We start from the raw sequence: 22,904 nt of genomic DNA on the forward strand, positions 1-22,904 counted from the left end.
CGCGCTGTCCGGGACGGGCCTACTGCGCGAACTGCCTCCGCAGCTCGGCCTTGCGGATCTTGCCGCTCGCGGTACGGGGCATCTCCTCCACGAACACGACCGACTTGGGGATCTTGTACCGGGCGAGGCGCCCGTCCAAGTGCGCGCGGATGTCCTCCTGGGTGAGCGAGGTTCCCTCGCGCAGCGTCACGACGGCGCGCGGCACCTCGCCCCACTTCTCGTCGGCGACCCCGATGACGGCCACGGAGGCCACCTGGGGCAGTTCCACGATGGCGGCCTCGACCTCGGCGGGGTAGATGTTCTCGCCGCCGGAGATGATCATGTCCTTGAGCCGGTCGGAGACGAACAGGAAGCCCTCCTCGTCGCGGTAGCCCATGTCCCCGGACTTGAACCAGATCCCGTCCGCGTAGGAGTCGCGGGTCGCCTCGGTACGGTTCCAGTACTGCTTGATGACGTTGGGCCCGGAGATCTGGATCTCCCCGACCTCCCCCGGGGCGAGGACTTCGCCGAGCGGGTCCGCGATCCGGATGTCCGTGAAGAACTGCGGGAGCCCGGAGGAGCCGGCCTTCTCCCGGGACCGCCACGCCGGCAGGGTGGTCGCGCCCGGGGCCGTCTCGGTCATGCCGTACCCGTTCGAGAACCCGAGGCCGCGCTCCTCGTAGGCCTCGAGGACGCGCAGGGGCACGGCGGAGCCGCCGCACGTGAGCTTGTCGAGCGAGCTGATGTCCGTGCTCGCCCAGGCGGGGTGCTCGGCGAGGAGCTGGTACGTGGTGGGCACGCCGCTGAGGGCCGTGATGCGGTGCCGCTCGATGAGCTCGAGCGCCCGGCCGGGGTCGAACTTCTGCTCGAGCACCACGGTGGCGCCCTTGAGCAGCATCGGCAGCAGGCCCATGTCGAGCGAGGCGACGTGGAACAGCGGGGAGATCATGAGCGCCACGTCGTTGCGGTTGACGTCCATGTCCGTGATGACGTTGATGCAGTTCCACGTGATGTTCCCGTGGGTGAGCAGGGCGCCCTTGGGCCGCCCGGTGGTCCCCGACGTGTAGAGGATCATGGCCCCGTCGTCGAGGCCTACCGTCTCGTCGATCCAGTCGTCGGGCGCCGCCGCGAGGGCGTCCTCGTAGCGTTCGACGGCGGGGGTGCCGCTTCCAGCGGGAGCGGCACCCCCGGCGTCGTCCGCCCCCGTGACGACGAGGCGGACCTGCACCCCGGTGCCGGCCACGGACCCGGCGGCCAGGCCCTCGAGGGCGGCGCCGTGGACCAGGAGGCGGGCGCCGGAGTCCTGGAGCTGGAACTGCAGCTCGGGGGCGGCCAGCCGGGTGTTGAGCGGGATGAAGATCGCGCCCAGGAGGCCCGCGGCGAAGAACGTCTCGACGAACGCGGGATCGTTCTCGCCGAGGTAGGCCACGCGGTCGCCCCGGGCCACGCCCCGGCGGCGCAGGGCGTTCGCGAGGCGGTCGGCGCGCTCGCACAGCTCGGCGTAGCTGAGCTCGCGCTGGCCCGCCACGAGCGCCACCTTGGTGCCGGACTTGGGGCGGCGGCGGTGGAGCCACGAGCCAACACCGTTGTTGTACATGGGGACCTCCTGGTCGGTGGGGTGGGCGGGGCTAGCGGACGGCCGTGAGGTCGTTGTCCTTGGACTCCCGGGTCAGCAGGATGAACACCGCGGAGACGAGGGACATCGCCGCAAGGAACCCGACGACCGGGACGATGCTCTGGCCCGCGTCCTTGTACAGGGAGGCGACGATGCCGGGGGTGAAGCCGGCCCCGATGAGCGTGGCGAGCTGGTAGCCGAGGGCGGCGCCCGTGTAGCGGGAGGTGGTGCCGAACTGCTCCGAGACGAACGCCGCGAGCGGGCCGTAGAGCGTCGAGTGGAAGACGAGGGCCAGCGTGAAGGCCAGGAACACGAGCCACACGTTGCCCGAGCCGAGCAGGCCGAACATCGGGACCAGGTAGGCGACGAAGAGGACGAGCCCTGCGACCATCACGGGCCTGCGGCCGAACCGGTCGGACAGGCGGCCGCCGAAGAGGACGAACGCGATGGAGATGGCCGAGGCCGCCGCGAACGCGTACAGCACGCCGCCCTGCGGGGCGCCCTTGGCGACCGCGTAGGTGACGGAGAACGTGGGGAGGACGACCTGGAGGCCGAACCCGGCCGCGCCCGCGAGCATGATGAAGACCAGCGCCTTGGGGCGGCGGAGGACGTCGAGGAGCGGGACCCTGCGCTGCGCACCGAGGGACCCCGCGGCGCGATCCTCCGCGGCGACGGCCTCTGCGAAGATCGGGCTCTCGGCCACCCGCAGCCGCACGAACAGGCCCACGGCGAGGAGCGCGAAGGAGAGCAGGAACGGCACGCGCCAGCCCCAGGCGAGGAACTGCGGGCCGGGAAGCGCGGAGACGATTCCCATCATGACCGTGCCGAGGACCGCGCCCGTGGGGGCGCCGGCATTGACGAACGACGCCGCGAACCCCCGCCGCTTCGGGTCGGCGTGCTCGAGGGCCATGAGCGCTGCGCCGCCCCATTCCCCGCCGACGGCGATGCCCTGCAGGACGCGCAGCAGCACGAGGATGACGGCGCCCCACGGACCGATGAGGTCCGTGCCGGGGATGAGGCCGATCGCGGCCGAGGCGAGGCCCATGACCGTCATGGACACGATGAGCATGCCCTTGCGGCCCATCCGGTCGCCGAAGTGGCCGAAGATGGCGCCGCCGAGCGGGCGCGCCACGTAGCCGGCGGCGAAGGTCGCGTAGGCGGCGACGACGCCGACCCAGGGGTCGGTTCCGGCGAAGAACACCTTCGGGAAGGCGACGGCGGCCGCCGTCGCGTACAGGAGGAAGTCGTAGAACTCGATGGTGCTGCCCAGGTAGCTGGACAGGATGACCGTGCGCGCTTCCTTGCGCTGGGCGGCCGTGCTCATCTGGCGGAGCGTGGGGGTTCCGGACATGGGGTTTCCTCGGGACAGAAGGGCGGGAAGGGCGGAAAGGGTGGGAAGGGTAGGAAGGGCGGGGCTCTGGAAGGCGCGCGGTCTACTTGTAGAACCGCGCGAGGAACTCGGCGACGACGGCCGGGCGCTCCTGGCCTTCGATCTCGATCGTGGCGCTGACCTTGATCTGGGCGCCGCCCTTGACCTCGGCCACCTCGGCGATGGTGCCGGCCATGCGGACCTTCGAGCCGACCTTGACGGGCGCGGTGAAGCGGACCCTGTCGAGGCCGTAGTTGACCTTGGTGGTGACGCCCTCGACGTCGAACAGCTCGCCCCAGAACGGGATGATGAGGGAGAGCGTGAGGAAGCCGTGGGCGATCGGGGCGCCGAAGGGGCCGTGCTTGGCGCGCTCGGGGTCGGTGTGGATCCACTGGTGGTCGTCGGTCGCGTCGGCGAAGAGGTTGACGCGGTCCTGGGTGATCTCCATCCAGTCGGTCGCGCCGAGGTCGGCGCCGGCCATGGTGAGGAGCTTGTCGAAGTCGACAATGAGCCTCGGCTCAGAATGACGGTCGGCGGTGCGTGCAGTCATGGTGGGTTTCCTTACTTGGTGAAGGCGCTCTGGCCGGTGAGGGCCCGGCCGACGATGAGGGCGTTGATCTCGTGGGTGCCCTCGTAGGAGTAGACCGCCTCGGCGTCCGCGTGGAAGCGGGCCACGTCGGCGTCGAGGGTGATGCCGTTGCCGCCCACGACCTCGCGGGCGAGGGCCACCGTCTCGCGCATGAGCAGCGACGTCTGCATCTTGGCGAGGGCGGAGTCCTGGTCGCGGTAGACGCCCTTCTCCTGCTGCTCGGTGAGCCGGACGACGAGCGCGAGGCTCGAAGTGAGGTTCCCGAGCATGCGGGCGAGCTTCTCCTGGACGAGCTGGAAGCCGCCGAGCTGGCGGCCGAACTGCTCGCGCTCCGTGACGTAGCGCAGGGCCGCCTCGAAGGCGCCGGCCTGGATGCCGGTGGCGATCCAGGCGACGTCGGAGCGCATGGCGCGCAGCATCGCGGCGACGTCGCGGAACGAGTTCACGTTGTGGAGCCGGTCCGCCTCGGTGACCCGCACGCCGTCGAGCGTGATGTGGGCGTTCTGCATCATGCGCAGCGCGGTCTTGCGGTGGATCTTCGTCAGGGTGACCCCGGGAGCCCCGCGGGGGACGAGGAACGCCTTGACCTGGCCGTCCGCGACGTCGCGGGCGAACACCGCGAGCACGTCCGCCGTGGAGGCGCCCCCGATCCAGCGCTTGGCGCCGTCGATCACCCAGGCGTCGCCGTCGCGCCGGGCCGTGGTGGCGAGGCCGCCGGCGATGTCTGAGCCGTGCTCGGGCTCCGTGAGGGAGAAGACCCCCTTGAGCGTGAAGTCGATGACCTTGGGCATCCACTCCTTCTTCTGCTCTTCGGAGGCGCCGACGCGGATGGCCGTGCGGAACAGCCCGGCCTGGGCGGTGTAGAACGTGGCGATCGAGGCGTCGGTGCGGGCCAGCTCGAAGATGCGGAAGCCGTGGTAGATCCCACGGGCGGGGCGCGTCCGGTTCGCCGTGGCCTCCGCCGGCTCCATGAGGTCGAGGCCGATGAGCGGCCGGGCGATCTCGTCGGGGAACTCACCGCGCTCCCAGTACTCCCCCACGAGCGGCTTGGCGGTGGTCTCGAGGAAGTCGCGCAGCCGGCCGAGGACGAGGCGCTCGTCGTCGGTGAGGAGGGCGGCGGCGTCGTACCAGTCGCAGACGGAGTAGAGGTCCATCTCAGCGCCCTCCCTCTGCGGGGCCGAGCCCGAGGAGCTTCACGGCGTTGTCCTTGAGGATCCGGGGCCGGACCTCGTCCTTGAGCGGCAGGCCGGCGAATGCGCCGAGCCACTTCTCCGGGGTGATGAGCGGGAAGTCCGTGCCGAAGAGGACCTTGTCCGCCAGCATCGAGTTGGCGGCCCGCACGAGGGACTCCGGGAAGTACTTCGGGGACCAGCCCGAGAGGTCGATGTAGACGTTGGACTTGTGGGTGGCGATCGAGATCGCCTCCTCCTGCCAGGGCACCGAGGGGTGGGCCATGATCAGGGTCAGGCCGGGAAAGTCGGCGGCGACGTCGTCGAGCAGGAGCGGGTTCGAGTAGCGCAGCTTGATGCCGTGGCCGCCAGGGAGCCCGGCGCCCATGCCGTTCTGGCCGGTGTGGAAGATGGCCGGCAGGCCGAGCTCGGCCAGGGCCTCCCAGAGCGGGTAGAACTCCTCGCTGCTCGGGTCGAAGCCCTGCAGGGACGGGTGGAACTTGAACCCGCGGGCGCCGAGCTCGAGGGCCTGGTGCTTCGCTCGGGCGATCGCCTCCTCCCCCGTGCGCGGGTCGACGGAGCCGAACGGGATGAGGACGTCGCTGTGCTCGGCGGCGCCCGCGATGAGGTCCTCGATCGAGTTGGGCTCGTGGTGCAGCTGGGTGCGGGCGTCGACGGTGAAGACGACGGCGGCCATGTTCAGCCCGCGGTACGTGTCCGCGATCTTCTCCAGGCTCGGGTGCCGGTCCTCGGCCTTGAAGTACTTCGAGGAGGCGTCGTTGAGCACGTCGGGGAGGGAGCAGTGGCCGTGGCCGTCGATCTCGACGTGCACGTGCATGTCGATCGCGTCGAGCTTGTCGACGTCGAGGCCGAGTTCGTAGCGTGCCATCGTCAGCGGGCCTCTGAGGGCTGCAGCTCGGCCGGGAGGGGGAGGAACTCCTCGCCCACGCTCTGCAGGTGGCCGCCGATCAGCTCGGCCCCCTTCTCCTGCAGGGCCCCGTAGGTCCAGCCGCCCTCGCGGTAGTCCGTGGTGGCGGGCTCGGGGTGGGTCCAGACTTGGAGGCGGTCGCCGCCGGCGCCGATGGCCTGGCCGGTGATGCGGGCCGCCTCGTCGGAGGCGAGGTAGGCAATCAGGCCGGCGACGTCGTCGGCCGTGCCGAAGCCGAGGTCGTGGCGGAAGAAGGCGGGCATGGCCTCGCCGCGCTCGTCCGCCTCGACGGCCTTGGCGAAGTACGGGACGGTCTTGGTCATCGCGGTCGCGGCGACGGGGATGACGGCGTTGACCGTGACGCCGGCCTTCTTCATCTCCAGCGCCCAGGTGCGCACCATGCCGACGATCCCGGCCTTCGCCGCGGCGTAGTTGGTCTGGCCGAAGTTGCCGCGCTGGCCGGTAGGCGAGCCGATCGTGACGATGCGGCCGGCGATCCCGTGCTCCTTGAAGTAGGCGTACGCCTCGCGGACACAGGTGAACGTGCCCCTGAGGTGGACGTTGATGACGAGGTCGAAGTCCTCGTCGGTCATCTTCAGAAGGCTCTTGTCCCGCAGGATCCCGGCGTTGGTGACGAGGATGTCGAGCCGGCCGAAGGCCTCGACGGCCCCGGCGACGAGCGCCTTGGCGGCCTCCGTCGAGCCGACGGGGACGACGACGGCGGTCGCCGTGCCGCCGGCGGCCTCGATCTGCTCCACGGCGGCCGCCGCGGCGGCCTCGTTGACGTCGTTGACGACGACGGCCGCACCCTGCCGCGCGAGTTCGCGGGCGTACGCCAGGCCGAGGCCCTGCCCGCTGCCGGTGACGATCGCTACCTTGCCTGCCAGGCTCATGCCCATGCTCCCTTGCGGTCTGTGGGGTGGCCTCGTCCGTGAGACCCTTGTCACAGTCCATGAGATACTGGATCATTGAGAATGTCAACGATTGAATTTCACGAGGTTTGGAGGCCACGGTGAGCATTGGCCACGGTGTGGAGGCCGGCGTCCCGCGGCTCGCGGAGTCGGCGATCGCGGAGGACATCGGGCTCCTGCTCGCGAAGGTCCACGCGGTGGGCTCGGTCCTCAACAACCGGGCGCTGGGCGAGTTCGGCCTGCGCGAGCGCTCCTACTCGGTGCTGCGGCTCGCGTGCAGCGGCCTCGAGCCCACCCAGCGCGAGCTCGCCGACTTCCTGAGCCTGGACCCGAGCCAGATCGTGGCCCTCATCGACGAGCTCGAGCAGCGGGGCCTTGTGGCGCGCGAGCAGGGCCGCACCGACCGGCGGCAGAAGATCGTCCTGGCCACGCCGGCCGGCGAGCGCCTGCACGCGCAGGCGGAGGAAGCGCTCACGGCGTGCGAATCCGAGCAGTTCGCGGCCCTCACCACGGACGAGGTCGGCTCGCTGCGGGCCCTGCTCCAGCGGGCGCTCTGGGGCTAGCCCCGACCCCGGGGCGCTGCACCGCTCAGCCGAGGAGGCGGTCCAGGTACGCGTTGCGGAATACGCCGTCCGGGTCCCGCTGCGCGGCGAGCCCGCGGAAGTCCTCGAACCGGGGGTAGAGCGGCGCGATCGAGGCCGCGGGCGCGGCGAACAGCTTGCCCCAGTGCGGGCGGGCGCCGAACGGGGTGAGGGCGGCCTCGAGCTCCGGCAGGAACGCCTCCACCTCGCGCTGCAGGGGCCTCCAGGTGAAGTGCAGCGCCACGCTGTCCTGGCGGTAGGAGGGGCTGAGCCAGAACTCGTCCGCCGCGACCGTGCGGACCTCGGAGACGTAGAGGAGCGGTGCCAGCCGCGCAGCGAGCGCCCGCACCGCGCTGAGGGCCTCCGCCGCCCGGGCCCGAGGGAGGAGGTATTCCGTCTGCAGCTCGTCGCCGGCGCTCGGGGTGAACTCGTGCCGGAAGTGCGGGAGCCGCTCGAGCCAGGGGCCCGGGACGTCGAGCTGCTGCGTGCAGTTGCCCGCATCCATCTCGGGCAGGGGGTGCCGCGGCCGCTGGGCCGGCGTGGCACCGAAGAAGGACGACGGCGCGGCGCCGCCGCTCCCCTCCTCGCCGGCGCCGACGCGCACCTTGCGCCAGGCCTGGGCCACCGTGTCGCCGGCGTAGTCGGTGAAGAGCGAGACGCTGTAGCCGTCCCCGGCCACCGCGTCGAAGTCCGCGAGCACGGCCTCCCAGGGCAGGCCCTCGAACACCTGCTGCCGCACGAGGTAGCTCGGCTCGATCGCGAGCTCGAGCGCCGTCACGATCCCGAGGGCCCCCAGGCCCACCACGGAGCCGAGGAACTCCTCGCCGGCGCCCGCCTCGAGCCGGCTGAGCTCGCCGGAGGCCCGCACAAGCTCGATCGCCCGTACGGCGGAGGCCAGGGCCGGGCTCGTGATGCCGGATCCGTGGGTGCCGGTCTGGACGGCACCGCCCACCGAGATGTGCGGCAGCGAGGCCATGTTGTGCAGCGCCCAGCCCTCCCGCTCGAGGGCTGTGCCGAGGGCTCCGTACGTGGTGCCGGCCGGCACGCGGACCACCCGGCGCGCCGCGTCCACCTCAATGCCCCCGGGGATCCGGTCGAGGACGATGTGGGCCCCGCCGGTGTCCGCGACGTCGTTGAAGCAGTGGCGCGAGCCGAGCGCCTTGACCCGCTCCCCCCGTTGCGCTGCTGAGGCGAGGAACTCCGCGAGCTCCTCCACCGATCCAGGCCGCACGACCGAGGCCGCCGCGTACTCGAGATTTCCTGCCCAGTTCCTCATCGTCTCGCTTCCAGCTCCTGTGCGTCAGTGGGTGGCCGCGGCGACGCGGAAGCGTTCCGCGAGCTCGTCCATCAGCCGGTCGACGTGGGGGTCCATGACCTTGCGCGCCGGGTCCTCGTCATGCCACGCCACCATCTCCCGCGCGCCCTGCTCGTAGGGGATGCGCGGGGCGAAGTCCGGCACGAGGCTGCGCAGCTTGGAGGTGTCGAAGACCGCCGAGTGGGCCTTGTCCCCCAGGAGCGAGGCGCCCCACTCCGGGTCCACGGCGGCGATGGCATCGGAGGGCACGTGGACGATCCGGGCTTCCGCCCCCGCCGCGCGGGCCAGGACGTGGGCGATCTGGTCCCACGTCAGGACGTCGTCGGACGTGATCGTGAACGCCTCCCCGAGGGTCCTCGAGTGCCCCAGCAGCGGGACGAAGCCGCGGGCGAAGTCCTCGTGGTGGGTCAGGGTCCACAGGGAGGAGCCGTCGCCGTGGACCACGATCTCCTTGCCCTGCCGCATCCGCTCGACCACGGTCCAGCCGCCGTCGAACGGGGGCCGCGTCCTGTCATAGGTGTGCGAGGGCCGGATGACGGTCGCGGGGAAGCCGCGCTCCCGGTAGGCCTCGGTGAGGACGTCCTCGCATGCGATCTTGCTGCGGCTGTACTGCCAGTACGGGTTCCGCAGCGGCGTGGACTCGCGGATGGGCAGCCGCGCCGGCGGGGTCTGGTACGCCGAGGCGGAGCTGATGAAGACGTACTGCCCGGTGCGGCCCTCGAACAGTCCGAGGTCGGTCTGCACGTGGTCGGGGGTGAACGCGACCCAGTCCACGACCGCGTCGAACTCGCGCCCGCCCAGCACGTCCCGCACGGACTGGGGGTCGCGGATGTCCGCCACGAGCTGTTCGGCCTCTGCCGGGACCTCGCGCCGGCCGGTGCCGCGGTTGAGGACCGTCAGCTCGATCCCGCGCTCCACGGCGAGCCGCGCACAGGCCGAGCTGATGGTACCGCTGCCGCCGATGAAGAGGGCCCTGAGTGCGCTCACGTCGCGGACCTGCCTTTCGCCTGTGCCGCGGTCCGGTAGCGCTCGAGCACGTCCGGGGTGGCGTGGGCGGTGACCGTGGCGGTGCCCGCAGTCTCCCACTGCGGGAGGGCACCGAGGAGGACGCCGGCGGCCTGGCGCGCCGCGCCGTCGGCCACGTACTCCCCCGGCTCGGGGACCACGACGGGCAGCCCGAGGATCCCGGCGGCGGCCTGCTGGACGGCGGCGGAGCGCGCGGCGCCGCCCACGAGGATGATCCGCTCGGCCGCCACCCCCTGCGCAGTGAGCGCGGCGAGGCCGTCGGCGAGGGAGCACACGATCCCCTCGACCGCGGCGCGCGCGAGGTTGGCGCGCGTGTAGTTGCGCAGGGTGATCCCGTGCAGGGAGCCGGTCGCGTCCGGCAGGTTGGGCGTCCGCTCGCCCTCGAAGTACGGCACGAGGGTCAGGCCCTCGGCGCCCGCCGGGGCGGCCAGCGCGAGGTCGGTGAGCTCGGGCAGGGTGGCACCCAGGAGGGCTGCGGTGGCGTCGAGGATGCGGGAGGCGTTGAGGGTGCAGGCGAGCGGGAGGTAGTGGCCGCTCGCATCGGCGAAGCCGGCGACGAGGCCGGAGGCGTCCGACGTCGCCCGGTCGGCCACCGCGAAGACGGTGCCGGAGGTGCCGATCGAGACGACGACGTCGCCCACGCCGGCGCCGACTCCGAGGGCCGCCCCGGCGTTGTCCCCCGCGCCCGGCCCGATCAGGGCGCCCGCGGGGGTGCGGCCGCCCGCCTCCAGCGGCCCCAGCACCCGCGGCAGGGCGGGGACATGCCCGAGGGCCTGCTCGAGGACGCCCGGCAGGTAGTCCCCGGTGGCCGGGGACCAGTAGCCGGTGCCGGAGGCATCGGAGCGGTCGGTCGTGAGCGCCCCCAGCCCGCCCGTGCCCGGCCCGTGCCCCGCGAGGCGCCAGCTGAGCCAGTCGTGCGGCAGGCACACCGCCGCGGTCCGGGCGGCGTTCTCGGGCTCGTTCTCGGCGAGCCAGCGCAGCTTGGCCGCAGTGATCGAGGCGACCGGCACAGTCCCGGTCGCCTCGGCCCACCAGCGGGCGCCGGCGTCGGCCTCAGCCGCATCCGACGCGGCGCCCGCCTCCTTGATCAGCTGCTCGGCCGCCGTGGCGGAGCGGGTGTCGTTCCACAGCAGGGCCGGGCGGACCACGGCGCCGTCCGCGTCGAGGCAGATCATGCCGTGCTGCTGCCCGGCCACCGAAACGGCGGCGACGTCGCCGAGCCCGCCGGCGGCGCGGACCGCGGCCTGCAGGGCGTCCCACCATGCGTCCGGGTGGACCTCGGTGCCGGCGGGGTGGGGCGCCGAGCCGGAGCGCACGAGCGCCCCGGTTGCGGCGTCGCGGATGACGACCTTGCAGGACTGGGTGGAGCTGTCGACTCCGGCGACGAGCCGGCCGCCGGATGCGTTCTGGGCCATGGACTCAGCGGGCGCCGAGGAGGTGCTCGAGGGCCAGCTGGTTGAGGCGGATGAACGCGTACGAGCGCTCGGCGGCCGCGTCGGCGTCGAACTCCTCGAACGCGGAGGCGTCCGCGAGGAGGTCCGCGGTGCTCTCCCCCGCGGCGAGGGTCGGCTCGGCGAGCTCGTACACGCCCGAGGCCGTCAGGGCGTCCTGGACCTCGGCGTCGGCGCGGAACGCCGCGGCCCGCTCGGCCAGGAGCAGGTACATGCGCATGTTCGCCTTCGCGGACTCCCACACGCCGTCGTACCCGTCGGTGCGGGAGGGCTTGTAGTCGAAGTGGCGCGGGCCCTCGTAGCGCGGGCCCCCGCTCGGGAAGCCGTTCTCGAGCAGGTCCACCGTGAAGAACGCGCTCGTGAGGTCGCCGTGGCCGAACACGAGGTCCTGGTCGTACTTGATGCCCCGCTGGCCGTTGAGGTCGATGTGGAACAGCTTGCCCGCCCACAGCGCCTGCGCGATGCCGTGGGTGAAGTTCAGCCCGGCCATCTGCTCGTGCCCCGTCTCGGGGTTCAGGCCCACGATGTCGCCGTGCTCGAGCTGGGCGATGAACGCCAGCCCGTGGCCCACGGTGGGCAGGAGGATGTCCCCGCGCGGCTCGTTCGGCTTGGGCTCGAGCGCGATCCGCAGCCCGTAGCCCTTCTCCTTGATGTACGCCGCGGCCGTGTCCACGCCTTCGCGGTAGCGGTCCAGCGCCGCCGCGAGGTCCTTCGACCCGTCGTACTCCGAGCCCTCGCGGCCGCCCCACATGACGAACGTCTCCGCGCCCAGCTCGGCCGCGAGGTCGATGTTGCGCAGGACCTTCGCGAGGCCGAAGCGGCGCACCGAGCGGTCATTCGAGGTGAAGCCGCCGTCCTTGAAGACCGGGTGGCTGAACAGGTTCGTCGTCACCATCGGGACCTTCAGCCCGGTCTCCTCGAGCGCGGCGCGGAACCGCTTGAGGATCAGCTCCCGCTCGGCGGCCGGCGCCCCGAACGGGACCAGGTCGTTGTCGTGGAACGTGATCCCATACGCGCCGAGCTCGGCGAGCCGGTGCACGGCCTCGACGGGATCGAGCGCGGACCGCGTCGGCACGCCGAAGGGGTCGTTCCCGGTCCAGCCGACGGTCCACAGGCCGAAGGTGAACTTGTTCTCGGGGGTAGGCGCCAGTGCCATGGGGAGCTCCTCGATGGGGGGTGGGTTAGGACTGGAGGAATTAGTATTTGTTCTGAACTATATGGACCATGATGTGATGTGGTCAACACTTTTCCTCGGGAGGATCCATGACGTCTCAGGCCACGCCCGCACCCGGACGGGTGGGCGATGTCCGGCGGCGCAACCTGGCGCTCGTCCTGAGCCGTCTCGGCCCGGAGACTGTGGCGAGCCGTGCCGAGATCGCGGCCGCCACCGGCCTGACCAAGGCCTCGGTCTCCAGCCTCGTGGCGGACCTGCTCGAGACCGGCCTCCTCGAGGAGCTCGGCGTCACCCGCGGCGGCGAGCGCGGCCGGCCCGGCGTGGGCCTCGCGTTGAACCCCCGCCGCGGGGCACTCGGCGCCGAGGTCAACGTGGACTACCTCGCCGTGGGCGTCCTCGACCTGCGGGGCGAGCTGCGGGTGCACGAGACGGTCGAGGCCTCCAACCACGGCCGGGCCCCCGGGGACGTCCTCGCTGAGCTCCACCGTCTGGCCGCCGGCGTCCGCGACGCCGCCGCGGCGGACGGGATCGAGCTCCTGGGCGGCGGGCTGGCCGTCCCCGGAATCGTGGACGCGGCCTCGGGCACCGTCGCCACCGCCCCCAACCTCGCGTGGGCCGGCGTGCCGCTGGCCGGCGCGCTCGAAGACCTCGCGCCGGGAGCGCCCTTCGCGGCCGAGCTCTCCAACGAGGCGGACAGCGCGGCCCTCGCCGAGCTCTGGTACGGGCGCGGACGGGCCCTCGGCTCGTACCTGTACCTCTCGGGCGAGGTGGGCGTGGGCGGCGGCCTCGTCATCGGCTCCCAGCTGTTCACGGGCGCCGGCGGCCATGCCGGCGAGGTGGGCCACGTCGTCGTCGACCCCGGCGGACGGCGCTGCTCCTGCGGCGGCCGCGGCTGCGTCGAGACCGTGGCCGGGCAGGAGGCGATCCTCGCCGCCGCGGGCATCACCGGCGGCGGAAGCACGACGACGGGCCGCCTCGCCGCGCTGACGGCATCCCTGGCCGCCGGGGACGCCCGGGCGATCGGCGCGGTCGAGCGGGCGGGCGAGGCCCTCGCCGTGGCCGTCGTCGCCGCCGCACGGCTCCTGGACCTCTCGGCCGTGGTCCTCGGGGGCCACTTCGGGATCCTCCGCGACGTCCTCGGGCCCGCCCTCGACGCGGCGCTGGAGGACCTCGCACCCGGCCGGATCACCGCCGTCACCTTCTCCGACCTCGGCGCGTCCGCTGCGCTCAGGGGCGCGGCCGGAGCGGCGGTGCGGCGCGCGCTCGCGGCGCCGCACGCGCTCCTCGGATGACGGTCTCCGAGCAGCCGTCACCCCTCGAGGGCATGGATCCGCCACCGGGCGGTGTGCTTTTCGCCGGGCGCGAGCCACACGAGGTCGGTCCCGCTCGCGAACGCGTTGGGCGGGCACGTCATGGGCTCGACGGCGAGGCCGAGGCGGCTCGGCCCGGACGGCGCCGCGTCCGCGGTGCACACCTGCACCCACGGGCAGCCGGCGTCCCAGGCCATGGCCACCCCGGACCCCGAGGGGTCGCGTACCGTGACCCGCGCGGTGCCGCCCGGATCGAAGCGGAGGTCCGTGAAGGCATGGTCGATCTGCGTCCGCCCGATCGCACGGGGCTCGCGGAAGTCGAACCCGTGCCCCTCCACCGCGCGCGTCCCGAGGGGCAGGAGCCGGTCCGGGGTGACCTCCAGGAACTCCGCGGCCGGGACCTCGAGCTCCCACGCGTCCAGCGGTGACGGTCCGGCGACGAGGTAGGGGTGCGGGCACACGCCGTAGGGGGCGAGGTCCTCGCCGGCGTTGGCGGCGCGCACCGACCAGTCGAGGCCGTCCGCGGTGAGCGCGTACCGGGCCTCGAGACGCAGCCGGAAGGGATAGCCCTCGCTCGGGGCGAGGTCGAGCGCGAAGGCCACCGAGGCGCCGTCGTGCGCCACGAGCCGCCACTCCCGCGCGAGCGCGAGGCCGTGCAGCGCGCAGCCGCGCTCGGGTTCGGTGACCGGGACGGCGAGGTCGCGGCCTCCGGCCGTGTAGCGCCCGTCGGCCAGGCGGTTGGGCCATGGGGCGGCGACGATCCCGCGGAAGGCCGGGATCGGCGCGCCGGGCTCGAAGGGCACCACGAGGTCCCGGCCCTGGTAGGTCAGCGAGGCGAGGGCGCCGGCCGTGCCGGTGACGGTCGCGGCGTAGCCACCGGCACGGATCGCGGCGCTCACGCTGCTCATGCGGAGAGCGAGCCCTCGCGCGCGCGGTCCGCGAGGTCTTCGAGCCCGACGGCGGGCGGCCGCTCCGCGCGGCTCGTCACCTCGACGGCCCGCCCCGTGTGGGCGGACTCGAGCAGGGATTCCATGACGTCCAGCACGTGGTACCCGAGGGTTCCCCCGGCCCGGGGCCCGTCCGAGGAGCCCAGGGTGCGGGCGAGGTCCGCGATGCCGTAGCCGCGCCCCGAGTCCACGTAGCCCGCGGAGACCGGGAGCGTCTCCCACGTGTCGCCGCCGAGGCGGTGCAGGCGCGTGTCGCCGTCGAAGTGGTTGGGGTCCGGGACGGCGAGCGTGCCGAGCGGGCCGTGCACCTCGATGTTCGCCGCGTGGGTCGCGACGGCGTCGAAGCTCATCACGAGGGTGGAGAGGGCGCCGGAGGCGTGCGTCAGGACGCCGGTGACGTGGGTGTCGGTCGTGACGGGGATGGCCTCGCCGGCGCGCGGCCCGGATCCGATGACCCGCTCCGGGCGCGTGTGGCTCGCCGCCCCGACCACCGAGGCCACCGGCCCCAGGAGGGTCACGAGGGCGGTGACGTAGTAGGGCCCCATGTCCAGCAGCGGCCCTCCCCCGGGGACGTAGTAGAAGTCCGGGTTGGGGTGCCAGCGCTCGTGCCCGGGGGTCACCATGGTGGCCGTGGCCGCGACGGGCGCGCCGATGAGGCCGTCGTCGATCACCTTGCGCGCGGTCTGGAGGCCCGTGCCGAGCACGGTGTCCGGCGCGCAGCCGACCACGACGCCGGCCGCCCGCGCCGCGTCGAGCACCTCGCGGGCCTCGCGGGTCGTCGCGGCGAGGGGCTTCTCCCCGTAGACGTGCTTGCCGGCGGCGATGGCCGCGAGGGCGACCTCGGCGTGCGCGGCCGGGACAGTCAGGTTCAGGATGAGGTCCACGTCGCCGGCCGCGAGGAGCTCGTCCACGCCCACGGCGCGCACGCCCCCGCCGTACTCGTCGGCGACCTCCCGGGCGCGCGCCGGGTCGAGGTCCGCGACCGCGACGAGGCGCACGCCCGCGAGCCGGCGGAAGCTGTCCAGGTACTGGCCCACGATCTTCCCGCAGCCGATGATGCCGACCTTGAGCGGCCCTTCAGTTCCTACCGGCTTGCCCACAGCAGGCCCCTTTCGATGATGGTGCGGACGTTCGGGTCCTCGAGGACCTCCACGCGGTGGCCCGGCGTGCAGACGAAGATGCGCCCGGCTCCCCACTCGCGGGTCCAGATGGCCGGGGAGGTGACCTCCCGGTGCCACGGGTCCCAGGCCCGGACCTTCTGGGTGGTGGTGGCGAGGACGTCGATGTAGTCGTCGGCGAGGACCCAGTACTGCTCGGTCACGAGGTCGAAGTCCCCGATGCCCTCGGTGATCGGGTGGTTCGCGGCGGCGGGGAGCATGGTCACCGTGTACGGGACGTAGTTGTCCGACTGCTCCCCGGTGCGCTCGTCGGGATGCCTGCCCGGGTGGCAGGCGAACTGGCCGCCGATCAGGTGCAGGTAGTCGGAGGTGTTCCGGTACGAGTCGGCGATCCCGCCGTGCCAGCCAGCGAGGCCGGTGCCGTTCTCGACCGCGGTGCGGAGCCCCTCGAACTCGTCCTTCTCGATGGTGGACATGGTCATGCACTGCATCACGAGGTCCACGGTGGCCATGTACTCGGCATCGGCGTAGACCTTGGGCGATTCCTCGATCCGGACCTCGTAGCCGTGGGCCTCGAGGTGGGGGATGAAGAGCTCGGTGGCCTGGATGGGCTGGTGCCCGTCCCAGCCTCCGCGCACCACGAGCGCGTTCTTGGTGGTCATGAGGCTCCTCTGCTGCTGAAGGCGGCGTCGAACGCCGCGGCGGGGGGCGCGATCTCGGCGAGGCCGCGCACGAGGGCGAGGGCCTGGGGCGCCCCGATGAGGCGGTCCATGCCGGCGTCCTCCCACTCGATGCTCGTGGGCCCCTCGTACCCGATCGCGTTGAGGGTCCGGAAGATGGGCTCCCACTGCACGTGGCCGTGCCCGGCGGTCACGAAGTCCCAGCCGCGGCGCGGGTCTGCCCACGCGAGGTGCGAGCCGAGGCGGCCGTTGCGGCCATTGAGCTGGCGGATGGACTCCTTGACGTGGACGTGGAAGACCTTCTGAGCGAAGTCCTGCAGGAACATGACCGGGTCGAGGTCCTGCCAGATGAAGTGCGAGGGATCGAAGTTGAGCCCGAAGGACTCCCGGTGGCCGATCGCCTCGAGGGTGCGCTTGGCGGTCCAGTAGTCGTAGGCGATCTCGGACGGGTGGACTTCGAGGGCGAAGCGCACCCCGACCTCGTCGAAGACGTCCAGGATCAGGTTCCACCGGTCGGCGAAGTCCTGGTACCCGGCCTCGACCATGCCCTCCGGCACCGGCGGGAACATCGCCACCGTCTTCCAGATCGAGGACCCCGTGAAGCCGGTGACGGTCGTGACCCCGAGCCGGGCGGCGGCCCGGGCGGTGGCCTTCATGACCTCGGCGGCGCGGCGGCGGACGCCCTCGGGCTCGCCGTCGCCCCAGACCTCCTCGGAGAGGATGCCCTGGTGCCGGGCATCGATCGGGTCGTCGCACACCGCCTGACCGGTCAGGTGATTCGCGATGGCGTAGACCTCCAGGCCGTTGCGCTCGAGGATGTCGAGCCGGTCCCGGACGTAGGCGTCGTCCTCCGCGGCCCTGACGGGGTCGAGGTGGTCGCCCCAGCAGGCGATCTCGAGCCCGTCGAAGCCCCACTCCCCGGCCAGGCGCGCCACCTCCTCGAAGGGCAGGTCGGCCCACTGGCCGGTAAAGAGGGTAATAGGTCGTCGGGCCATGCTCAGGCTCCCTCCACTTTCGTCCAGCGTGATTCGTCCGCGGCGCTCGTCTCGACGGCGTCGAGGACGCGCTGCACCTGCAGCGCGTCGGCGAACGACGGCGTGGGCTGCTTCCCTGCCGCGATCGCCTCGACGAGGTCCACCACCTGATGGGTGAAGGCGTGCTCGTACCCGAGCCCGTGCCCCACGGGCCACCAGTGCCCGGTATAGGGGTGCTCCGGCTCGGTGACCTGGATCTTCCGGAAGCCGGCGTTCGGCTCGTCCGCCGCGTCGTAGAACCACAGCGAGTTCATGTCCTCGAAGTCGAACGCGAGCGAGGCCTTGGAGCCGTTGAGCTCGAGCCGCATCGCGTTCTTCCGGCCGAGGGCGAACCTGGTTGCCTCGAACACTCCGATCGCGCCCGCGGTACCGGAGCCGCCGTCGAACCGTGCCGAGAAGATTGCGGCGTCGTCGACCGTCACCTCTCCCAGCTCGCCCCCGGAGCCGTGCCCGCCGAGCCCGACGAAGTCGCCGCCGACCGGCCGCTGCTTCACGAACGTCTCCAGCAGCGCCGAGACTCCGGCGATGTCCTGCCCGGTGATCCACTGGGCGGCGTCGATGACGTGCGCTCCGATGTCCCCGAGCGAGCCCGATCCGGACTTCGTCCTGTCGAGCCGCCAGGTCAGCGGCGCGTCCTCGTCGCTGAGCCAGTCCTGCAGGTATTGGGCCCGCACGTGCCGCAGCTGTCCGAGCGCCCCCTCGTCGACCAGCCGCTTCGCGAGGGACAGGGCGGGCGTGCGGCGGTAGGAGAACCCGCACATCGAGTACACGCCGCGGGCCGCCGCGGAGTCCGCGGCCGCCGTCATCCGTTCGGCCTCGGCGACCGAGTTGGCGAGCGGCTTCTCGCACAGCACGTGCTTGCCGGCCTCGAGGGCCGCGATGGCGATCTCGGCATGGGTGTTCCCGGGGGTGCAGATGTCGATGAGGTCGATGTCGTCCCGCTCGATCAGCCGGCGCCAGTCGGTCTCGGTCGATTCCCAGCCGAGTTTCGCGGCGGCCGCCGCGACGCGCCCGGGGTCGCGGCCCGCCACGGCGGCGAGGCGCGGGGACAGCGGGAGGTCGAAGAACCGGGGGGCGGTGCGCCAGGCCTGCGAGTGGGCGGCGCCCATGAAGGCGTAGCCCACCATGCCGACCCTCAGGGGCTTGGTCTCTTCCATGGAGAACCTCTCTACTTGCTGAAGCCGGCGGTCAGGCCGCTGACGAGCTGGCGGCGGGCCACGACGTACACCACGAGCAGCGGCAGCGTCGCCAGGACCACGGAGGCCAGGACCGCCGGGATGTTCACGCTGAACTCGCCCTGGAAGGTCCACAGGGAGAGCGGCAGGACCCGGGTGGCGGGACTCTGCGTGAGGATGAGCGGGAAGAGGAACCCGTTCCACACCGTGAGCGCGTCGTAGATCCCCACCGTGACCACCGCGGGCCGCACGAGGGGCAGCGCCAGCTGCCACATCATCGCCCAGTCGGAGGCCCCGTCCAGACGCATCGACTCGAACAGCTCGTTCGGGACGTCCCGGAGGAAGTTGCCCAGGATGAGCACGGAGATCGGGATCGCGAACGCGATCGAGGGCAGGATGAGCGCGAGCAGGGTGTCGTACAGGTGCGCGCGGGTGATCATCCAGTAGATCGGGATGATCGTGGCGTGCAGCGGGATCGCGAGGCCGAGGAGGAACAGCCGGTTCGTCCAGCTGAGGAACCGGCCCCTCCCCCGGATGATCGCGTAGGCGGCCATGAACGAGACGAGGAGGGTCGGGATGACGCTGCCCACCGTGACGAGAAGGCTGTTGCCGAAGTACTGGGCGAAGTCACTCTCGAGGACGAGGCTGTAGTTCTCGAAGGTCGGGGTCGCGGCCGGGAGCAGCGGGTTGGAGGAGAAGAACCCCTCCTGCCCCTTGAGGCTCGTGATCACCACGTAGTAGATGGGCAGGATGATGACGGCGAGCCAGACCCAGCCCCCGAGGCCGCCGAGGATGTTGGGCCTGTCGCGCCCGAGCCGGCGCCGATGCTCTTCCGCGGGCCGGCGGGCAGGTGGTGCCTGGGTCATGGGGGCTTGTGCGGTGGAGGCCATCTCAGGCGCCTTCCAGTTGGCTCGCGCCGCGGTTCTTGCCGCCGAGGCGCTGCAGGAGCAGGGCGAGGGCGAGGCCGACGACGACGAGGACGACGCCGAGCGCGCTCGCCGCGCCCATGTCGTTGGCCTTGAACCCGGTCAGGTACATGTGCAGGGGCAGGAGTCGGGTCGAGTAGCCCGGACCGCCGCCTGTGAGGACGAAGATGAGGTCGAAGTACGCGAGCGACCCGACCGCCATGAGGGTCGAGGACGTGATGACCGTGTACTTGAGCTGCGGCAGCGTGATGCTGAAGAACTGCTGGACACGGCCGGCGCCGTCGATTTGGGCGGCCTCGTAGAACGATGTGGGGATCTGGCGCACGCCGCCCTGGTAGATGAGCGTGTGGAACGGAACGAACTGCCAGGCGATGACGAAGACGACGACGAACAGGACGAGGTCCGAGTTGCCGAGCCAGTCCTGGGCGAGGAACGGGAGCCCCAGGCCGGGACCCATTCCGAAGTTCGGGTCGAGGAGGGCCTTGAACGCGATGGCGATGGCCGCCGAGGAGAGCAGGAGCGGCAGGAAGTACAGCACGGCCAGGACGGCCCGGTAGCGCTGGCGGCCGGCGGTGAAGACGCCGAGCAGGAGGCTGATGGGGGTCTGGACCACGTAGCTGAAGACCATGACCTTCACGGTCACCCAGATCGCGTTGGCCGTCACCGGGTCGCCGAGGGCGCGCACCCAGCTGGAGAGTCCGTCGAAGCGGATCTCTCCGAGGCCGTCCCAGGACGTGAAGCTCAGGGCAACGACGCCGCCGAGCGGGATGATCGCGAAGACGAGGAAGAACACGAGGGCAGGGACGGCGAGCCACCCCGACGGGCCCGCCTCACGGGCCCGTCGGGTAGCAGTGCGGGTCAGCGCCATGGCTACTTGCCGATCGTCGCGTTCATCGTGCTGACGAACTGCTCCGGGGTGATCTTCTTGAGGAAGATCTGGTCGAGGTTGGACAGCATCGCGTCCCCCTGGGCCGGGCTGAGGGCCTGGTCCCAGGAGAGCGTGAAGCTCGGCGCGTCCTTGACCATGCCGTAGACGAAGGTCAGGAAGTCCTTGTCGGGCGAGGCCTGCAGCTTGCCCTCGATGCCCTTGACCACGGGCACCGCGCCCGAGTCGATGAGGGCCTGGGTGTCCGCGTCCGTGAACATGCCGCTCTTGATGTAGTCCTCGGCCGACTTCTTCTGCGCATCGGTCGCCTTCGAGGAGACGGACCAGAAGTTGGAGGGGTTGCCGACGATGTCCGCGGGGTCGCCCTTGCCGCCGTCGACCGTCGGGAAGGTGACCCAGCCGATCTTGCCGTTCTTGATCGAGTCTGCGGCGTTCTTCTTCATTGTCTGGTAGATCCAGCCGCCCTGGAGGATCATCGCCGCCTTGCCGGTGTACAGGAGGGCCTGGTCGGCGTTGCTGTCCGCGGCGATGGAGGAGAAGCCATTGACGAAGCCGCCCGCGTCGACGAGCTGCTGGATCTTGGTCAGGGCATCGGTCACCGCGGGGTTGGACCAGGCGTTCGGCTTGTTCGCGGCGATGTCGGCGAAGACCTGGGGGCCGCCGATGCGCTCGGTGAGGTACTCGAGCCACATGAGGTCGGGCCACTTCGACTGGCCGCCCAGGGAGAACGGGGCGATGCCGGCGGCCTTGAACTTCGGCACGAGCGCCATCAGGTCGTCCCAGGTCTTGGGCGCCTGGGCTCCGACCTTGTCGAAGAGCTCCTTGTTGTAATACAGCACCACCGGCTGGGCGTTGTTGTTCGGGACCGCGAACTGCTTCCCGTTCACCTGCCCGTTCTTCAGGACCGACGGCAGGTAGCGGTCCTTGACGTCAGGGTTCTTGTCGAGGAACGAGGTGAGGTCCTCCACCTGGCCGGCATCGACGTAGGACTTGAGCACGCCGCCTCCCCAGCCATAGATGAAGGTGGGGCCCTGGCCGGCGCCGACGGCGGTGCGCACCTTGGTCTTGTAGGCATCGTTCGCAAAGAAGTCGAGCTTGACGGACTCGCTCGAGTGCGCGGAATTCCAGGAGTCGACCGACTTCTGGAGCACCGGCTGGTTTCCTCCGGTGAGGCCCCACATCGTCGCGGAGTCGGCGCTCACGGAGTTGCCGGGGCCGCCGGAGCCGCAGGCTGCGAGGGTCACGGCCAGCGCGCCCGCGGCGAGCGCCGCCGAGCCCTTGCGCAGAGTGTGCATCTTCATCGTGGTGAGTTCATCCTCCAAGGTCGGGCTGCCTGTCCGGGTGGAGGCCTGCGCTCTCAACAGCGGGAGCATGGCCTTCCCAGCGGGTCGGGGTGATAGCTTCCAGCAGTCGCCGTATCTCGAAACATTTCGGAAATATCTGGCCTGCACGGCAACCGTAGGAGGTGATCCATGTCACGGTCAAGCGATCGCTGGAAAAAGTTCAGAACCTTCACAAATGCGCAAGACCCGCAGCAGGGCAACCAGTTCTTGACGCGGCCCCATCGCTCACGCCAAGCTGATCTCCACGAAATGTTTCGACGCTAGGACCGCTGTGAGCCTCGCCCCTCCCACCCGCAAGCCGACGCTGGCCGCCATCGCGCGCCTCACGGGCGTCTCCGCTCCGACCGTGTCCAAGGTGGTCAACGGGCGCGGCGACGTGGCCGAGGGCACCCGGGCCAAGGTCCTCGCGGCGCTGGAAGAGGCCGGGTACGAGTCTCCGGGCCACCGCCGGAACAGCGATGGCCCCCAGACCGTGGAGGTGGCCTTCGACTCGGTCACCTCCAACTACTCCTCGGCACTGCTCGACGGCATCCTGGAGGGAGCCGCCGAGGCGGGGGCCGAGATCGTCGTGGGGATCAGCGGCAGCAGCCGCGGGCCCGGCGCCGACCTGGACCGCAAGGCCCAGCGCATGGTCGACGAGGGCCGAGCCGGCCTGATCGTGGTGACCTCCGCCTTCACGCCGTCGCACCTCGCGGCCTTCCGCCGCCGCCGTCTCCCGGTGGTCGTCGTCGACCCGCTCAACCCGCCCCCCGCCGGCGTGGTCAGCGTCGGTGCCACAAACTGGTCCGGCGGCCGGGCCGCCGCTGAGCACCTCCTCGACTTGGGGCACGAGCGGATCGCCTATCTGGGCGGCCCGGAGTCAGCCGAGTGCAACCAGGCACGCCTGCACGGCTACCTCTCCGCCCTCATGTCGCGGGGCATCTCGGTCGAGGCGGGCTACGTGATCCACGGCAGGTTCCGCGCCGAGAGCGGCATCAGCGGCCTCACCGCGCTGCTCGCGCTCGAGAAGGCTCCGACCGCGATCTTCGCCGGCAGCGACGCGATCGCTGTCGGCGTGCTCCGGGAGGCCCGGCACCGCGGGATCCGGGTGCCCGAGGACCTGAGCCTCGTGGGCTTCGACGGCACCGCGCTGGCCGAGGACTCGGTCCCCGCCCTCACCTCCGTCGCCCAGCCGCTCCAGGACATGGGGCGCATCGCGCTGCGCACCCTCCTGCGGCAGTCCCGGGGAGAACAGCTGGACTCCCATCGGGTCGAGCTGGCCACGCAGCTGGTGGTCCGGGAGTCCACGGCACCGCTGTCCTGATCCGCGTGGACAGCAGCTGCGTGGTAGAGCGAAGGAGTAGGACGCCGCGCACGACGGCGGGCGGCGGCCTACGTG

Annotated in this window: 21 protein-coding genes; 3 read left to right on the top strand and 18 right to left on the bottom strand. The window is 71.6% G+C overall.

Going from position 1 to position 22,904, the window contains the following annotated elements:
• Nucleotides 1–19: 19 nt before the first annotated feature.
• From menE to ACVWWH_RS15010, 6 genes are all read right to left on the bottom strand, one after another.
• Nucleotides 20–1,576, bottom strand: coding sequence for an o-succinylbenzoate--CoA ligase (menE, locus tag ACVWWH_RS14985; protein WP_457317096.1), 1,557 nt, complete (start codon nucleotides 1,574–1,576; stop codon nucleotides 20–22).
• A 31-nt stretch (nucleotides 1,577–1,607) separates the two neighbouring features.
• A complete protein-coding gene (locus ACVWWH_RS14990) occupies nucleotides 1,608–2,945 on the bottom strand; it encodes an MFS transporter (RefSeq protein ID WP_457317097.1) in 1,338 nt (445 codons plus the stop codon).
• Nucleotides 2,946–3,027: 82 nt separating this feature from the next.
• Nucleotides 3,028–3,513, bottom strand: a complete 486-nt coding sequence (locus ACVWWH_RS14995; RefSeq protein ID WP_457317098.1) for a MaoC family dehydratase — start codon at nucleotides 3,511–3,513, stop codon at nucleotides 3,028–3,030.
• Nucleotides 3,514–3,524: 11 nt separating this feature from the next.
• On the bottom strand, nucleotides 3,525–4,706 hold the full coding sequence (locus ACVWWH_RS15000) for an acyl-CoA dehydrogenase family protein (protein ID WP_457317099.1): 1,182 nt from the start codon (nucleotides 4,704–4,706) through the stop codon (nucleotides 3,525–3,527).
• Nucleotide 4,707: 1 nt separating this feature from the next.
• Nucleotides 4,708–5,610 carry an amidohydrolase family protein gene (locus tag ACVWWH_RS15005; protein WP_457317100.1) on the bottom strand — a complete coding sequence of 301 codons (903 nt, stop codon included), beginning with the start codon at nucleotides 5,608–5,610 and terminating at the stop codon, nucleotides 4,708–4,710.
• Between the two features lie 2 nt (nucleotides 5,611–5,612).
• Nucleotides 5,613–6,542 (bottom strand): SDR family NAD(P)-dependent oxidoreductase, encoded by a 930-nt coding sequence (locus tag ACVWWH_RS15010; protein WP_457317101.1) that lies wholly within the window; start codon nucleotides 6,540–6,542, stop codon nucleotides 5,613–5,615.
• Nucleotides 6,543–6,661: 119 nt separating this feature from the next.
• Between ACVWWH_RS15010 and ACVWWH_RS15015 the strand changes: the two genes are divergently transcribed.
• Nucleotides 6,662–7,123: a MarR family winged helix-turn-helix transcriptional regulator gene (locus ACVWWH_RS15015; RefSeq protein WP_457317102.1), complete on the top strand. Its 462-nt coding sequence runs from the start codon at nucleotides 6,662–6,664 to the stop codon at nucleotides 7,121–7,123.
• Between the two features lie 25 nt (nucleotides 7,124–7,148).
• Here ACVWWH_RS15015 and ACVWWH_RS15020 read toward each other — a convergent pair whose 3' ends face one another.
• The 4 genes from ACVWWH_RS15020 to xylA are packed head-to-tail and all read right to left on the bottom strand — an operon-like array spanning nucleotide 7,149 to nucleotide 12,089.
• Nucleotides 7,149–8,417: a D-arabinono-1,4-lactone oxidase gene (locus ACVWWH_RS15020; RefSeq protein ID WP_457317103.1), complete on the bottom strand. Its 1,269-nt coding sequence runs from the start codon at nucleotides 8,415–8,417 to the stop codon at nucleotides 7,149–7,151.
• A 24-nt stretch (nucleotides 8,418–8,441) separates the two neighbouring features.
• Nucleotides 8,442–9,443, bottom strand: a complete 1,002-nt coding sequence (locus ACVWWH_RS15025) for an SDR family oxidoreductase (protein WP_457317104.1) — start codon at nucleotides 9,441–9,443, stop codon at nucleotides 8,442–8,444.
• Nucleotides 9,440–10,897: a xylulokinase gene (locus ACVWWH_RS15030; RefSeq protein ID WP_457317105.1), complete on the bottom strand. Its 1,458-nt coding sequence runs from the start codon at nucleotides 10,895–10,897 to the stop codon at nucleotides 9,440–9,442. The genes ACVWWH_RS15025 and ACVWWH_RS15030 overlap by 4 nt, the downstream gene beginning before the upstream one ends.
• 4 nt (nucleotides 10,898–10,901) lie before the next feature.
• Nucleotides 10,902–12,089 carry a xylose isomerase gene (xylA, locus tag ACVWWH_RS15035; RefSeq protein ID WP_457317106.1) on the bottom strand — a complete coding sequence of 396 codons (1,188 nt, stop codon included), beginning with the start codon at nucleotides 12,087–12,089 and terminating at the stop codon, nucleotides 10,902–10,904.
• Between the two features lie 107 nt (nucleotides 12,090–12,196).
• Between xylA and ACVWWH_RS15040 the strand changes: the two genes are divergently transcribed.
• A complete protein-coding gene (locus ACVWWH_RS15040; RefSeq protein ID WP_457317107.1) occupies nucleotides 12,197–13,399 on the top strand; it encodes an ROK family protein in 1,203 nt (400 codons plus the stop codon).
• Between the two features lie 17 nt (nucleotides 13,400–13,416).
• On the opposite strand, the gene ACVWWH_RS15045 is transcribed toward ACVWWH_RS15040, so the two are convergent.
• The 8 genes from ACVWWH_RS15045 to ACVWWH_RS15080 are packed head-to-tail and all read right to left on the bottom strand — an operon-like array spanning nucleotide 13,417 to nucleotide 21,484.
• Nucleotides 13,417–14,325 (bottom strand): aldose 1-epimerase family protein, encoded by a 909-nt coding sequence (locus tag ACVWWH_RS15045; RefSeq protein WP_066494832.1) that lies wholly within the window; start codon nucleotides 14,323–14,325, stop codon nucleotides 13,417–13,419.
• Nucleotides 14,322–15,464 carry a Gfo/Idh/MocA family protein gene (locus tag ACVWWH_RS15050; RefSeq protein WP_457317108.1) on the bottom strand — a complete coding sequence of 381 codons (1,143 nt, stop codon included), beginning with the start codon at nucleotides 15,462–15,464 and terminating at the stop codon, nucleotides 14,322–14,324. Before ACVWWH_RS15050 ends, ACVWWH_RS15045 begins: the two co-directional genes overlap by 4 nt.
• Nucleotides 15,449–16,144 (bottom strand): ThuA domain-containing protein, encoded by a 696-nt coding sequence (locus ACVWWH_RS15055; RefSeq protein ID WP_066494817.1) that lies wholly within the window; start codon nucleotides 16,142–16,144, stop codon nucleotides 15,449–15,451. Before ACVWWH_RS15055 ends, ACVWWH_RS15050 begins: the two co-directional genes overlap by 16 nt.
• Nucleotides 16,141–17,157: a sugar phosphate isomerase/epimerase family protein gene (locus tag ACVWWH_RS15060; RefSeq protein WP_457317109.1), complete on the bottom strand. Its 1,017-nt coding sequence runs from the start codon at nucleotides 17,155–17,157 to the stop codon at nucleotides 16,141–16,143. The genes ACVWWH_RS15055 and ACVWWH_RS15060 overlap by 4 nt, the downstream gene beginning before the upstream one ends.
• A gap of 2 nt (nucleotides 17,158–17,159) precedes the next feature.
• On the bottom strand, nucleotides 17,160–18,353 hold the full coding sequence (locus ACVWWH_RS15065) for a Gfo/Idh/MocA family protein (RefSeq protein WP_457317110.1): 1,194 nt from the start codon (nucleotides 18,351–18,353) through the stop codon (nucleotides 17,160–17,162).
• Between the two features lie 11 nt (nucleotides 18,354–18,364).
• Nucleotides 18,365–19,261, bottom strand: coding sequence for a carbohydrate ABC transporter permease (locus ACVWWH_RS15070; RefSeq protein WP_457317111.1), 897 nt, complete (start codon nucleotides 19,259–19,261; stop codon nucleotides 18,365–18,367).
• A 1-nt stretch (nucleotide 19,262) separates the two neighbouring features.
• Entirely contained in the window at nucleotides 19,263–20,165 is a 903-nt protein-coding gene (locus ACVWWH_RS15075; protein ID WP_066494808.1) for a carbohydrate ABC transporter permease, read from the bottom strand.
• Between the two features lie 2 nt (nucleotides 20,166–20,167).
• Nucleotides 20,168–21,484, bottom strand: a complete 1,317-nt coding sequence (locus ACVWWH_RS15080) for an extracellular solute-binding protein (protein ID WP_457317112.1) — start codon at nucleotides 21,482–21,484, stop codon at nucleotides 20,168–20,170.
• Nucleotides 21,485–21,797: 313 nt separating this feature from the next.
• Between ACVWWH_RS15080 and ACVWWH_RS15085 the strand changes: the two genes are divergently transcribed.
• A complete protein-coding gene (locus ACVWWH_RS15085) occupies nucleotides 21,798–22,829 on the top strand; it encodes a LacI family DNA-binding transcriptional regulator (RefSeq protein ID WP_457317113.1) in 1,032 nt (343 codons plus the stop codon).
• The last annotated feature ends 75 nt before the right edge of the window (nucleotides 22,830–22,904 follow it).

Source organism: Sinomonas sp. RB5 (assembly GCF_054063535.1).